The organism is Stagnihabitans tardus (genome assembly GCF_009925085.1).
In the GTDB taxonomy this organism is placed as follows: Bacteria; Pseudomonadota; Alphaproteobacteria; order Rhodobacterales; family Rhodobacteraceae; genus Stagnihabitans; species Stagnihabitans tardus.
The window spans coordinates 22,070-35,463 of record NZ_JAABNR010000006.1 but is presented as its reverse complement, the minus strand read 5'-3'; the positions used below and the strand labels follow the sequence as shown (position 1 = coordinate 35,463).

14 protein-coding genes are annotated in these 13,394 nt (G+C 68.4%); 8 read left to right on the top strand and 6 right to left on the bottom strand.

All coding sequences use genetic code 11. The annotated features are described in order from the left end of the window. Window positions 1-12: 12 nt before the first annotated feature. Window positions 13-876 (bottom strand): MBL fold metallo-hydrolase, encoded by an 864-nt coding sequence (locus tag GV832_RS07640; RefSeq protein ID WP_168774260.1) that lies wholly within the window; start codon window positions 874-876, stop codon window positions 13-15. An 88-nt stretch (window positions 877-964) separates the two neighbouring features. On the opposite strand from GV832_RS07640, the gene GV832_RS07635 reads away from it, so the two are divergent. Both GV832_RS07635 and GV832_RS07630 read left to right on the top strand, forming a co-directional pair. Further along, entirely contained in the window at window positions 965-2,287 is a 1,323-nt protein-coding gene (locus GV832_RS07635) for an ATP-binding protein (protein ID WP_168774259.1), read from the top strand. A gap of 390 nt (window positions 2,288-2,677) precedes the next feature. Next, a complete protein-coding gene (locus GV832_RS07630; RefSeq protein WP_435531748.1) occupies window positions 2,678-3,754 on the top strand; it encodes an ABC transporter ATP-binding protein in 1,077 nt (358 codons plus the stop codon). Window positions 3,755-3,854: 100 nt separating this feature from the next. On the opposite strand, the gene dusA is transcribed toward GV832_RS07630, so the two are convergent. Then, window positions 3,855-4,871, bottom strand: coding sequence for a tRNA dihydrouridine(20/20a) synthase DusA (gene dusA, locus GV832_RS07625; protein WP_435531747.1), 1,017 nt, complete (start codon window positions 4,869-4,871; stop codon window positions 3,855-3,857). 202 nt (window positions 4,872-5,073) lie between these two features. Here dusA and surE point away from each other — a divergent pair, with 202 nt between their 5' ends. Genes surE through GV832_RS07610 form a run of 3 tightly spaced genes read left to right on the top strand, consistent with a single transcriptional unit; the run spans window position 5,074 to window position 7,692 of the window. Then, window positions 5,074-5,859, top strand: a complete 786-nt coding sequence (surE, locus tag GV832_RS07620) for a 5'/3'-nucleotidase SurE (protein WP_168774257.1) — start codon at window positions 5,074-5,076, stop codon at window positions 5,857-5,859. Beyond that, window positions 5,859-6,500, top strand: a complete 642-nt coding sequence (locus tag GV832_RS07615; RefSeq protein WP_168774256.1) for a protein-L-isoaspartate(D-aspartate) O-methyltransferase — start codon at window positions 5,859-5,861, stop codon at window positions 6,498-6,500. Before surE ends, GV832_RS07615 begins: the two co-directional genes overlap by 1 nt. A gap of 25 nt (window positions 6,501-6,525) precedes the next feature. Further along, a complete protein-coding gene (locus GV832_RS07610) occupies window positions 6,526-7,692 on the top strand; it encodes a M23 family metallopeptidase (RefSeq protein ID WP_227754301.1) in 1,167 nt (388 codons plus the stop codon). Between the two features lie 303 nt (window positions 7,693-7,995). On the opposite strand, the gene GV832_RS07605 is transcribed toward GV832_RS07610, so the two are convergent. The 4 genes from GV832_RS07605 to GV832_RS07590 are packed head-to-tail and all read right to left on the bottom strand — an operon-like array spanning window position 7,996 to window position 10,973. Further along, window positions 7,996-8,832, bottom strand: a complete 837-nt coding sequence (locus GV832_RS07605; RefSeq protein WP_168774255.1) for an ATP-binding protein — start codon at window positions 8,830-8,832, stop codon at window positions 7,996-7,998. Continuing rightward, the gene (gene tatC, locus GV832_RS07600; protein WP_168774254.1) at window positions 8,829-9,674 is read right to left on the bottom strand and encodes a twin-arginine translocase subunit TatC; all 846 of its coding nucleotides are present in this window, start codon (window positions 9,672-9,674) and stop codon (window positions 8,829-8,831) included. Before tatC ends, GV832_RS07605 begins: the two co-directional genes overlap by 4 nt. Beyond that, window positions 9,671-10,765 carry a twin-arginine translocase TatA/TatE family subunit gene (locus tag GV832_RS21990; protein WP_227754300.1) on the bottom strand — a complete coding sequence of 365 codons (1,095 nt, stop codon included), beginning with the start codon at window positions 10,763-10,765 and terminating at the stop codon, window positions 9,671-9,673. The genes tatC and GV832_RS21990 overlap by 4 nt, the downstream gene beginning before the upstream one ends. A 7-nt stretch (window positions 10,766-10,772) precedes the next feature. Then, entirely contained in the window at window positions 10,773-10,973 is a 201-nt protein-coding gene (locus GV832_RS07590) for a twin-arginine translocase TatA/TatE family subunit (RefSeq protein WP_265332502.1), read from the bottom strand. A gap of 190 nt (window positions 10,974-11,163) precedes the next feature. On the opposite strand from GV832_RS07590, the gene GV832_RS07585 reads away from it, so the two are divergent. The 3 genes from GV832_RS07585 (at window position 11,164) to GV832_RS07575 (ending at window position 13,360) form a co-directional block, all read left to right on the top strand. Further along, window positions 11,164-11,844 (top strand): helix-turn-helix transcriptional regulator, encoded by a 681-nt coding sequence (locus tag GV832_RS07585; RefSeq protein ID WP_168774252.1) that lies wholly within the window; start codon window positions 11,164-11,166, stop codon window positions 11,842-11,844. A 322-nt stretch (window positions 11,845-12,166) separates the two neighbouring features. Next, window positions 12,167-12,778 (top strand): MarC family protein, encoded by a 612-nt coding sequence (locus GV832_RS07580; RefSeq protein WP_168774251.1) that lies wholly within the window; start codon window positions 12,167-12,169, stop codon window positions 12,776-12,778. Window positions 12,779-12,787: 9 nt separating this feature from the next. Then, window positions 12,788-13,360, top strand: coding sequence for a retropepsin-like aspartic protease family protein (locus tag GV832_RS07575; RefSeq protein ID WP_168774250.1), 573 nt, complete (start codon window positions 12,788-12,790; stop codon window positions 13,358-13,360). The last annotated feature ends 34 nt before the right edge of the window (window positions 13,361-13,394 follow it).

Genomic DNA, 13,394 nt, shown 5'->3' with positions numbered 1-13,394 from the left:
GGGGCAAGGTCTTCAGGGGGGGCGGGGTCCGGGGCCAAGGGCAAAGCGGGATTCGGCGGGGTTGGATGCCCCGGGTTTCAGCACATGGGCGCGGCCTTCTTCCTCCAGTTGCAACAGATGGGCCAGGACATTGCCGGCCGCAGCCCGGGTCAGCGCCGGGTCGAGGCCAGGGTAAAGGCGCGGCACCAGGTCCAGGGCAAGGGCGGGGCCTGCGCGCAGGGCGTCCAGAACCTGGGCCTCGCGGTCGTTGCGGTGCGCCATGAGGAAGGCGAGCCTTGCCGCCGGATCGGGGATCTCGGGCCCATGTCCGGGCAGCATGAGTCGCCAGCGCTCGGAAGCGAGGCGCGCAAGGCTGGCCCGATAGGCCGCCATGTCGCCCTCGGGCGGCGAGACGGTCGAGGTCGACCAGCCCATGACATGGTCGCCCGAAAAGAGCAGATCGCCCAGCGCAAAGCAGAAATGCCCGCCCAGATGGCCCGGCGTATGCAGCGCGCGCAGCCGAAGCCCCGCGAGGCTCAGAACCTGCCCATCGCCCAGGGCAAAGTCGGGGCGGAAGTCGCGGTCGACGCCTTCTCCGCCGACCATGTCGGGGCGCGGGGTCTTGGCCCCATGGGGATCCCCGGCCGCCCAGATCGGGGCGCCCAGAACCCGGGACAGGCGCGGGGCCAGGGCCGAATGGTCGCGGTGGGCATGGGTCACAAGGATCGCCTCGACCCGCCGTCCGGCGATGGCGGTGACAAGGGCCGCCTCATGCGCGGGCAGGTCGGGGCCGGGGTCGATCAGGACAAGGTTGTCCTCGCCCAGGAGCCAGGAATTGGTGCCCTCGCCCGTCCAGGGGCCGGGGTTCGGGGCCAGGAGGCGCAAGATCGGGTCCATGACGGCAGCATGGCGCCGCAGCGCCCGGGGTGCAAGCCCGGCGCAATCCGGGGTGGGAAGGCGCTGCGGCTTGCGATAGGCTCACCCCATGACCCTGCGCATGAAATCCTTCCTGCCCCATGGCCTGATCGGCCGGGCCCTGTTGATCCTGGTCCTGCCGGTCGTGACCTTGCAGCTTGTCGTCTCGCTGATCATCATCCAGCGCCATTTCGACGGGGTGACGCGGCAGATGAGCCGGACCGTGCGGGTCGAGGTCGCCTGGCTCTTGTCCGAGGTGGAAGCGGCGCGCGACCTGGGCGCGGCCCAGGCGGGGATGGGGCGCATCGCGTCGGGGCTTGGGCTTGGGGCCGCGCTGCCCGCGACCGGCGCGCCGCCGGCCCAGGATCAGCGGCTCTGGTGGGACCTGTCGGGGCGCGAAGTGGGAACGGTGCTGCACGAGGGCCTGGCGGGGCTGGAGGTCGTCGATCTTCTGACCAACCCGCGCGAGGTGCAGCTTTGGCTGCGCACCGACTTTGGCCTGATGCGGGTCGATGTGCCGCGCACCCGGGTCACGGCGTCGAATCCGCATCAGCTCTTGGTGATCTCGATCCTGGCCTCGGTGGTGATGACGGGGGTGGCCTATCTTTTCCTGCGCAACCAACTGGTGCCGATCAATCGCCTGGCCCAGGCGGCGGAGGCCTTTGGCCGGGGCCAGACCTTGCCTTACAAGCCAAGGGGCGCGCTGGAGGTGCGGGCGGCGGGCAAGGCCTTTCTGGACATGCGGGCGCGGATCGAACGGCAGATCGAACAGCGCACGCTGCTTCTGTCGGGGGTGAGCCATGACCTGCGCGGGCCGATCACGCGGCTGAAGCTGGGCCTGTCGCTCTTGCCCGAGGATGAGGAGACCGAGGCCCTGCAGGCCGATGTGACGGCGATGGAGCGGCTGGTCGAAGAGTTCCTGGCCTTTGCCCGCGGCGATGCGCTGGAGGAGACGGTGACGGCGGCGCCGTCGGAGGTCGTGCAAGAGCTCGTGGGCCGCTGGGCCCGGCGGGGGGAGGCGGTAACCTTGGGCGATCTGGCCCCGATCGGGCCGATGCGGCTGCGAGTCCAGGCGGTGGAGCGGGCGCTCGACAACCTGATCGGCAATGGGCTGCGCCATGGGAGCCGGGTGCGGGTCATGACGCTGGCCTCGGAGCGGTTTCTGCGGATCGTGGTGGAGGATGACGGTCCGGGCATCCCCCAGGCGCGGCGCGAGGAGGCGATGCAGCCCTTCGCCCGGCTGGACGCGGCGCGCGACCCGAACCGGGGGGGAGGGGTGGGGCTTGGCCTCTCGATCGCGGCCGATATCGCGCGCAGCCATGGCGGCGAGCTGCGGCTGGGGCAGAGCGAGGCGCTTGGCGGGCTGAAGGCGGAGCTTCTTCTGGCGCGCTGATCCAGCGGAGCTTCGCAAGAGATGCTTTGGGGGGAGGCGCTGCCTCCCCCGGGCCGCGCAGGGCGGCCCTCCCCCTCTGGGATATTTGGGAAAAGATGAAAGGGGAAGGGGCGCGGGCCTCCGGCTGGGGGTCTTGGCTTTGGCGGCGAAGGGGCTGGGGTCGCTGCGATGGGGGGGAGCGCGGGGTCTCTTGGCGCCTGGCCTTGGTGTGACGATGGGGCAGGGGACTTCCATGGCGTGGGCGGGGGAGGCTCGCGGTCTGGAGCCCTTGTTTTGGCGCCCTTGAATTGGGGTCGTGCTGCCTGGGGCAAGGGCCCTGTCCGGCCGCAGGAGTTGCGGCCCTGTGGCTTGCCTGCTAGGGAAGCCCCAGGTCCAATGCCAAGGTATCCCATGCAGTCCCACAAGCCTCGCCTGGTCGTGCAAAACGTCAGCCGGTCCTTCGGGGGCCGGGCCGTGGTGCGGGACCTGTCGCTGGTCGTCGAGGCGGGGCAGTTGACCTGCCTGCTTGGGCCCTCGGGCTGCGGCAAGTCGACGACCTTGCGCATGGTGGCGGGGGTCGAGGAGCCTGACCAGGGGCGCATCCTGATCGACGGCGAGGAGGTCTTTGGCCCCGGGGTCCGCTTGCCGCCCGAGGCGCGGGGCGTGGGGCTGATGTTCCAGGACTTCGCCCTGTTCCCGCATCTGACCGTGGCGCAGAACGTGGCCTTCGGGCTGCGCAAGGGGGAGGGGCGGGCGGCCCGGGTCGATGAGCTTTTGGAGCGGGTCAATCTCTCGGGCTTTCAGGCCAAGCATCCGCATGAGCTTTCGGGGGGCGAGCAGCAGCGGGTGGCGCTGGCCCGGGCCCTGGCGCCGCGCCCCCGTGTCATGCTGATGGACGAGCCCTTTTCGGGGCTGGACAACCGGCTGCGGGATGGCATCCGGGATGCGACGCTGGACCTCTTGAAGGAAGAGGGGACAGCGGTGGTCCTGGTGACCCATGAGCCGGGCGAGGCCATGCGGATGGCCGATGAGATCGCCCTGATGCGCGATGGGGTCATCGTGCAAAGGGGCGCGCCTTACAATGTATACAACGCCCCCGTCGACCGGGCTGCGGCGGCCTTCTTCAGCGATATCAACGTGATCCGGGGCCAGTCGCGCGGCGCCCTGACCCAGACGCCCTTTGGCGCCTTCCTGACGCCGGGTCAGACGGACGGGGCAGCGGTCGATATCGTCATCCGCCCGCAGCATCTGAAGATCGACTTCGACCGGGCCGGGCGCGGCCCCAATCCGACGATCCAGGATGGCACCGCCGCCCGCGGTCTCGTCACCCGGGCGCGGTTCCTGGGGCACGAGAGCCTGGTGGAGTTCCGCATGGACCACGACGGCTCCACCCTCACCGCCGCCGTGCCCGGGGTCTTCCTGCCCAAGCCCGGGACCGCGCTCTGGCTGATGATCCGCCGCGACCGCTGCTTCGTCTTCCCGGCCTGATTTCAACTTGGTCGAAATATCCCCGCCGGAGGCTCTTTTCTGCGATTGGAGCCTCCGGCGGGGATATTTGAGCCCAGTTTTGAGCCCAGTATGAAAGAGATCAGCCGGGGTCCTGTCCGATCTGGGCCAGGGCCTCGCGCCAGAGGTCCAGCCCTGCGCCCGGGCGGGAGGCGCCTTCGCTCAGCACCCTTCGGAAGCCGCGCGCGCCGGGGCGGCCGGTGAAGAGGCCCAGCATGTGGCGGGTGACCTGGTGGAGGCGGCCGCCGGTGGCGAGGTGCTCGGCGATATAGGGTTCCATGGCCTGGGCCACGGCGAGGCGGGCGGCAACAGAGTTCGAGTCTGTCGCCTCTGCCATCGGGCGTTCCCAAAGCGCATCGGCGCCCAAAAGCACCGAGGCCGGGTCATGATAGGCCTGGCGGCCGATCATCACGCCATCGAGGCCCTGGGCCAGAAGCCTCTGCACCTGGGCCAGCGAGGTCACGCCGCCGTTCAGGCAAATCGTCAGCTCGGGGAAGCGGGCCTTCATGGCAAGGACAAGGGCGTAGTCCAGCGGCGGGATCTCGCGGTTCTCCTTGGGGGAAAGACCTTGCAGCCAGGCCTTGCGGGCATGGATGATGAAATGGCGCACGCCGGCCGCTGCCACGGTCTCCAGGAAGCGGGGCAGGATTTCGGTGGGCTCCTGGTCATCGACGCCGATGCGGCATTTCACCGTCACCGGGGCATCGGTCTCGGCCTGCATGGCCTTGACGCAAGAGGCCACGAGGTCCGGCGTGGTCATCAGCACTGCGCCGAAAGCGCCGGACTGCACGCGGTCGGAGGGGCAGCCGCAGTTCAGGTTCACCTCGTCATAGGCCCAGGGGCCCGCGATCTTCACGGCCTGGGCCAGCTCCGCAGGGTCAGAGCCGCCGAGCTGCAAAGCCACCGGATGTTCGGCGTCCGAATAGTCCAGGAGGCGCGGTTTCGGCCCGTGGACCACGGCGGGGGCGGTCACCATCTCGGTGTAAAGCATCGCCCGGCGCGTCATCAGCCGGTGGAAATAGCGGCAATGGCGGTCGGTCCAGTCCATCATCGGGGCGACGGAGAGGCGGTGGGCCTGGGAGGAGGGCTCTGTCATCATGGGCCGCCCTATAAACCCAAGTGCTGTCTCTGGCGAGGGGGTAGGGTGGGTGCCAACCCACCGCCCGGACCAAGAGGTGAAACCTGCCCCATGCGCAGCGGGAGTGCCAACCCACCGCCCGCCCGAACGACGGGGTGAAACCCGCCCTCTGCCGCTTGCCCGTCCGCGCCCCCTCGTCTATCAGGGGGCAAGGAGACCCCCCATGCGCATCCTCATCACCAATGACGACGGGATCAACGCCCCCGGCCTGGCCGTCCTGCACCAGATCGCCACCGAGATCGCGGGCCCGGGCGGCGAGGTCTGGACCGTGGCCCCGGCCTTTGAACAATCCGGCGTCGGCCATTGCATCAGCTATACCCATCCCACCATGATCGCCGAACTTGCCCCGCGCCGTTTCGCGGCCGAGGGCTCTCCGGCCGATTGCGTGCTGGCGGGGCTTTATCATGTGATGAAGGATGCCCGCCCCGACCTGGTTCTGTCGGGCGTCAACCGGGGCAACAACTCGGGCGAGAACGTGCTTTACTCGGGCACGATTGGTGCTGCCATCGAGGCGGCCCTGCAAGGCGTGCCCGCCATCGCGCTCTCGCAGTTCTTCGGCCCCGGCAATGCGACGCTGGACCAGCCCTTCGAGGCGGCTGCCCTCCATGGCCCCAAGGTCATCCGCGCGCTTTTGGACCGGGGGATCTGGGACAAGGCCGATTACCGGATCTTCTACAACGTCAATTTCCCTGCCACCCCGGCCGAGGGCGTCCGGGGCACCAAGGTCGCGGCCCAGGGCTTCCGGCGCTATACCTCCTTCTCGATGGAGCCCGCCACGGCGCCTTCGGGCCGCCAGTTCCTCTGGATCAAGGGCGGCGAGCAGGGCAAGCCCACTTTGCCCGGCACCGATGTCGCCGCCAATGTCGAGGGCTATATCTCGGTCACGCCCTTGCGCGCCGACCTTACGGCGCATGATCGGCTGGACGACCTCGCGAAGGCGCTGGCCTGATGGAAGACGAGGCCACCCGCAAGATGCGCTTTCTCTTCGCGCTGCGCTCCCAGGGGATCACCAACCCCCGGGTGCTGGACGCGATGGAGCGCATCGACCGTGGCCTCTTCCTGCGCGGCATCTTTGCGACCCGTGCCCATGAGGACGTGCCCCTGCCCATCGCCTGCGGCCAGACGATCAGCCAGCCCTCGGTCGTGGGGCTGATGACCCAGGCCCTGGACCTGCAACCGCGCGACAAGGTGCTGGAGGTCGGCACCGGCTCTGGTTACCAGGCGGCGATCCTCTCGCTTCTGTGCCGAAGGGTCTATACGATTGACCGCCACCGGACCCTGGTGCGCGAGGCCGAAGCGGTGTTCCGCGACCTGGGCCTGGTGAACATCACCGCCCAGACCGGCGACGGCTCCCATGGCCTGCCCGACCAGGCGCCTTTCGATAAAATCATCGTGACCGCCGCGGCCGAGGACCCGCCCGGCCCGCTCTTGGCGCAGCTGAAGACCGGCGGTATCATGGTCGTGCCGGTGGGCCAGTCCGATGCGGTGCAAAGCCTGATCAAGGTGCGGCGGCTGGACAGCGGCTATGACTACGAGGAATTGCGGCCAGTGCGCTTCGTGCCCCTGGTCGAGGGCTTGGCGGCCGACTGAGTGTTTTGGGATGAAACGGGGTAGGATGATGATCAGGGGCGGCAAGGCCGGGTTCGTGCTGGCAGCTTTGGCTTTGCAGGGATGCGTGAACACCGGCGCGCTGGATTGGGACCTGAGGACCAATGGCGGCACCTCGGGTGCCGCGCAATCGGTCTCGGCCCGGCCCTCGCCCGATGCGCGGGGGATCATTTCCTATCCCGGCTACCAGGTCGCCGTGGCGCGGCGCGGGGACACCGTGGCCTCGGTCGCGGCCCGGGTCGGCGTGGCGCCCGATCAACTGGCGCGGTTCAACGCCTTGTCGCCCACCGATGCCCTGCGCGACGGCGAGATCCTCGCCCTGCCGGTCCGCGTTGCGGCCAGCCCCGCGACCTTGCCGGGGGCCGCGATGCCTGGCGCCGGGGTGGCCACCGGCGGGATCGATGTCGAGGCCATCGCCTCCACCGCCATCGACCGTTCGGGCGCGCCTGCCGCCGCTGCGCAACCCGCGGGCCAGGTGCCGTTTTCCTCCACGGGCTCGGGCCCGGTCCCGGTGCGCTACCAGGTCAAGCGCGGCGAGACCGCCTTCACCATCGCCCGGCAGTTCAACATCTCGGCCAAGGCCCTGGCAGACTGGAACAGCCTGCCCTCCGACCTTTCCGTGCGCGAGGGCCAATACCTGATCATCCCGACCGCCGCCGACCTGGCGCGTGGCGGCGTGACCGAGACCATGCCGGGCCAGGGCTCGCCCACGCCCCTGCCGCCCTCGGCCAGCGCCCCCCTGCCGAACGAGACCACCGTGACCGCCGCCCAGGCCGCCGCCAGCGGCCAGGCCGCGCCCGACCTCGGGAGCGGGCGGACCTCGGCCTCGGCGGCCGCCATGGCCATGCCGGTCGAAGGCAAGATCATCAAACCCTATGACGCCAAGTCCAACCAGGGCATCGACATCGCGGCAGGCGCAGGGTCCACCGTCAAGGCCGCCGCCTCCGGCACCGTCGCCGTGGTGACCAAGGACGCAGGCTCGGGCTCGACCATCGTGATCCTGAAACACGAGGGCGGGCTCCTGACCGTCTATGCCGGCCTCGATGCCGCATCGGTCGAAAAGGGCGCATCGGTCAAACGCGGCGCCGCCCTTGGCACGCTGCGGGCGGGAACGCTACATTTCGAGGTCCGCCAGGGACAACAGGCCGTCGATCCGCTGAGCTATCTGCAGTAAGAAGACTGGAGGGAGCCGCGGGCCCCCTCCAGACCTCCCCCGGGATATTTGGGTCAGTATGAAAGGCTGAAGGTCGGGCACCTTTGCAGGGAGCAGGGGCTGGCGCGGGTGCCATGAGGCCACAGGGGCCGCGCGTCCGGCCATCCTCAGTGTCAGCTGACTCCCAACCCTTAAGCGACACCAAAGCCAGTCGCATCGAGTGCAACCGGGTCGCTTGCTCTGTTGCGTCTTTCACATTGGCTCAAATATCCCACAGGGGGTCCGGGGGACGTGAAGTCCCCCGGTAGTGCCGCAACACCGCCCTCAGGCCTTGAGTGCCACGCCTTCCCTTGCGGCGAGGTCGCAGAAGAACTGCCAGGCCACGCGGCCCGACCGCGAGCCCCGTGTCGCTTGCCATTCCACCGCCTCGGCGCGCAGGCGCTCGGCCTCGACCCTTACGCCGTAAGCCGCGCAATAGCCTGCGATCATGGCGAGGTATTCGTCCTGCGTGCAGGGATGGAAGCCCAGCCAAAGCCCGAAGCGGTCGGAGAGGGAGACCTTCTCCTCCACCGCCTCGCCCGGGGTGATGGCGGTGGACCTTTCGTTCTCGATCATGTCGCGCGGCATCAGGTGGCGGCGGTTCGAGGTGGCGTAAAGCACCACATTCTCAGGCCGCCCCGCGATGCCGCCATCCAGCACGGCCTTCAATGCCTTGTAATGCTGGTCATCGCCCGAAAAGCTCAGGTCGTCGCAAAAGAGGATGAAGCGATGCGGCGCCGCCCTCAGGTGATCGAGCAATCGGCCGACCGAGGGCAGATCCTCGCGCGAGAGCTCCACGATTTTCAGGTCATGGCCCTCGCTGCGCACCTGGGCATGGATCGCCTTGACCAGCGAAGACTTCCCCATCCCCCGCGCGCCCCACAGAAGGGCGTTGTTGGCGGGCAGACCCGCCGCGAAATGCCGCGTATTGGCCAGAAGCGTGTCACGGCTGCGGTCGATGCCGACCAAAAGCCCGACATCGACGCGGGCAACCTTGGCCACCGGGATCAGCCGGTCCGGCTCCACTGCCCAAGCAAAGGCCTCGGCGCTGAAGTCGGGCGCGGGGGCGGGCGGCGGCGCCAGGCGTTCCAGCGCCGCCGCAATGCGTTCAAGGGTCTTCATTCCTCGTCTTCCGGCTCCCAGGTGCCATCCGCCATGGCCTGTGCCTTGGCCTGGCGTTCGAAGAGCACGATGATCCAGATCGAGATCTCATAGAGCGGATAGATCGCCGCAAAGAGGATCAGCATCGAGGTCACATCGGGCGGCGCGATCATCGAGGACAGGATCAGGATGCCCACCACGGCATATTTCCGCGTGGCCTTCAGCGCCTTGGACCCGATCAGCCCGGCCTTGCCCATCAGCGTCAAAAGCACCGGCAGCTGGAAGCAAAGGCCAAAGGCCAGGACGAACTGCATGACCAGGGAATAAAGCCGGTCGATCGAGCCCTGGAAGACCAGGCCCGAGGGCAGGTTGGCCAGGCTCTGATCACCGCTCGTCATGGACGAGGCCATCTGGTCCTGGAAATCGAGGAAGAAGTTCAAGGCCGTGGGGATGACCACCAGGTAGGCGAAGCCGCCACCCAGGACGAACATGACGGGCGAGGCGACGAGGAAGGGCAGAAAGGCGCGCTTCTCGTTCTTGTAGAGCCCGGGCGCCACGAAGCGCCACATCTGGAAGGCGATGATCGGGAAGGAGAAGACCAGGCCTCCCCACATCGCCAGTTTCATGGCGACGAAGAAGCTGTCCTGCGGGGCCAGGACCTGGAAGGTGCAGTCATCCCCCCTGGCGCTGAGCACATGGCAGATCGGCGCCGAGACGAAATCCCAGATCGTGCCATAGATCAGGAAGGCGATGATGAAGGCCACCACGAAGGCGCCCATCGACATCAGGATGCGGTTGCGCAGTTCCTTCAGGTGTTCGATCAGCGGCGCGGCGGAGCCGTCGAGGTCTTCGGTCTGGCTCATGCCGTCTCCTCACCCGCCGAGCGGGATGTCTTCAGGTCGCGCGCCTTGGCCTCGATCTCGGCCTCGACGGCGGATTTGCGGCGCGGTTTGGAGGTCTTTGCCGGCGGCGCGGAGGCTTGGTCCGGTTCGGCGGCCTCCAGCGCAGAAGCCTTGGACTCCGTGGCCTTGGACTCCGTGACCTTGGACTTGGGCGCCTTGGTCTTCGGCGCCTTGACCTCTGCGGCCTCGGCGGGGGCAACGGCCTTCTTGGCGCGCGTGGCTTTCGGCTTCTGTTCAGCGTCGAGGTCCCGGGTCAAGCCCGGGACAGCGGCGTCCTGTGGGGCCGCGGTCGGGGCATTGGGCGGGACTTCGGGGGGCAGCGGAGCTGACACGGCGGGCGCCGCCACAACCGGGGTCGCCGGGGCATCGGGCACATAGGTCCCGGCCTCGATGGCCTTCAGCTTTTCGGTCTGTTCCGCGATGACCTTGGCCTTCAGCGCGGCCTTGTCATAGAGCGCCTGGGTATGGGGCCCATGCGCCGTGGCGGGTGACGGAGCAGGAGCAGGAGCAGGAGCCGGGGCGGGCTCCAAGGCGTCCAGCTCGGCCAGGGCGTCGAGGTCGTCCAGCGCCTCCAGATCGGCCAGCTCTGCCAGGTCGTCTTCCATCTCGTCCTCGATGGAGGGCAGGTCAGCCTTCGCCGCCGCATCCTTGGCCGCATCCCGGGCCGCGACCGAGGTCAGGCTGCTGGTTGCGGGGGCGGGCGTCTCGGGCATGGGCGGCGGGGTCAGGGGCTTGGCGATGGTGTTCGTTCCAGTGGGCTTGGCCGCGTTCTTCAGCGGGTCCCATTTCTCGAACTTGTCCATCGTCCCCTTCACCGCATCCAGGCCCAGCGACTTGGGCGAGGTCACGTTCTTCAGGTCCTTGGCGATGTCCGAGACGCCGGTGTCCTTGGACGCCTGCTCCATGGCGCGGGAAAACTCCCGGCTCATCTGGCGCAGCTTGCCGGTGAAGCGGCCCAGCTCGCGGAACATCTTGGGCAGGTCTTCGGGGCCAATGACGATCAGCGCCACGACCGAGATGATCACGAGTTCAGGCCAGTTCAATCCGAACATTTACAGGTTACGCCTGCTTGTCGTCTTGCGGCGTCACGTCCTTGGCGACGACCGGCGGAGGCGTCACTTCGGGCTCCTTGGCGGCCTCGGCCTGGCCGTCATTGATGCCCTTCTTGAAGGCGGTGATGCCCTTGCCGACCTCGCCCATCAGGGACGAGACCTTGCCGCGCCCGAAGAGGACCAGGACGACAACGGCGATGAGGATCATAGTAACGGGGCCAGGCGGATGCATTTTCAGATTCCCTTTGGTGGCCGCGAAAGTGCGGGCTTGACCTCACGGTGGCGCCAAAGCAGAGCGCATCGCAAGGGGATATGGCGACGGACCCCTTGGCTTTTTGGGGGGCTACTGACATTATTCTGTCAGTAGCGGGCCAATTCGTCCCCGGGGATGCCTGAAAATGCCGCGTTCGGACCGATTGTTCGACCTGATCCAGCTTTTGCGCGACGGGCGCCTGCACCGGGCCGAGGATCTGGGGCGGGCGCTTGGCGTCTCGGTGCGGACGATCTGGCGCGACATGGGGGTTCTGGCGGCCTCGGGGCTGGCGGTCGAGGGGGAGCGGGGGGTGGGCTATGTGCTGCGCCAGCCGATCACCCTGCCGCCGATGATGCTCCAGGCCTCGGAGATGCTGGCTTTGCGGGCGGGGTTGCGGCTGGTGGCCGAGGGCGGGGGCGAGCTTGCGGGGGCGGCGCGGTCCTTGGCGGGCAAGCTTGCGGGCCTGACGCCGGGGCCGAGGGAAGAGGGCGAGGACATTTTCGCCACGCGCCCCGAGGCGGGGGCGGCGCGCGGGCCTCAACTGCCGCTGATCCGCAAGGCGATCCGCCTGCGCGAGGTGCTGACCGTGGCGCTTCTGGAGGAGGGCCGCCTGACCGAGCGCGACATCCGCCCGCTGGCTTTGCTCCTGGAGGGGTCCTGGGTGCTTGCGGCCTGGGTCGAGGGCCAGGGTTTCGCGGCCCTGGGTCTGGACCTGGTGCTGGAGGTCGTGCCGCGCGGCGAGACCTTCCCGCGCGAGACCGGGCGCAGGCTGGCCGACTGGCGCAAATGGCGCGAAGAGGCTGCCGCCCTGCCGCCCCGGACTTGAGCCTTCGGACCTCGATCCGCTGTCCAAAGCCCCGGGGTATACCCCGGGCTACGCGGGACCACGGTATCGCTTACTCCCCGCCGTCCTGGGCTTGAGCTCTCGGGCCTCGACCCGCTGCCCGGAGCCCCGGGGTATACCCCGGGTTACGCGGGCCCACGGTATCGCTTACTCCCCGCCGTCCCGGGCTTGAGCTCTCGGGCCTCGACCGGACAGGGCAAAGGCCGCAAGCCACGCGCAATCCCCGGGGGCGTGGTCTCGGCCTCCCCCTTTGGGGCTGGCGCTTTGGGGTTGCTTGGGTAAGGTGGGCCAAAAGGAGAGGCGCATGCGTTCAGGCTTTTTCGTCACGGCTTTCGCGACGCTTTTCGTGGTCATCGACCCGCCGGGCCTGGTTCCGCTTTTCATCGCGCTGACCCGGGGGATGGACAGCGCCCATCGCAGGCGGCTCGCGCTGCGGGCCTGTGTCATCGCCTTTGGCATCCTCTTGGCCTTTGGCCTTTTGGGCGACGCGCTTCTGGGCTTCGTCGGCATTTCGATGCCTGCCTTCCGCATCGCGGGGGGAATGCTTCTGTTCCTGACCGCGCTGGACATGCTTTTCGAGCGCCGCACCCAGCGGCGCGAGGGGCAGCATGCCGAGCCCGACCATGACCCTTCGGTCTTCCCCCTGGCCACGCCGCTGATCGCCGGGCCTGGGGCCATCGCCACGATGATCCTCTTGATGGCCCAGGCCGAGGACTGGTCGATCCGCCTTGGTGTCATAGGTCTCATGGCGGGGATGGTGGCGGCGACCTTCCTCTTCTTCCTCGCCGCCGCGCCCATCGAGCGCTTGATGGGGCGGACGGGAACCGTGGTCATCACGCGGCTCCTGGGGATGTTGCTTGCGGCCCTGTCGGTGCAATTCGTCATCGATGGCGTCAAGGGCACCGGATTGTTGTAGGGGGCGGGGATGGACGGCGATCTTTGGATGCGGGCGCTTTATATCGGGCTCTTGCTGGCGGCGCTTTCGGGCTGGGCCATGGTCGAGATGCGCAAGGGCGCGGGGCGGACGGGCCGGATGGCGCTGGCCTGGGGGATGATCTTCCTGGGCGTCGTGGCGCTTTACGGGCTTTGGGGCGACATCCGGCGTGGCATCCGGCCGGGGCAGGAGGAGGGGGCGGCTTCCGTCGTCCTCCCCCGCGCCGAGGATGGGCATTACTATGCCACCCTGACGATTGCCGGGGTCGATGTGCAGTTCATGGCCGATACGGGCGCCACCGAGATCGTGCTGAACGCCCGCGACGCGGCGCGGCTGGGGATCACGGGCGAAGGCCTGGCCTATACCGGCACGGCGATGACGGCCAATGGCATGGTGCAGACGGCGCGTGTCACCCTGCGTGATGTCTCTTTCGGACCGTTTTCGGATGCCGAGATCCCGGCGGCGGTGACGACGGGAGAGATGGATATCTCGCTTCTGGGGATGAGCTACCTGGGGCTTTTCGACATTTCCATCGCGGGCGAGAGGATGGAGCTGCGGCGTTAGGCTTGGGCCCCTGAGAGGGGCTCTCGGCGGAAAT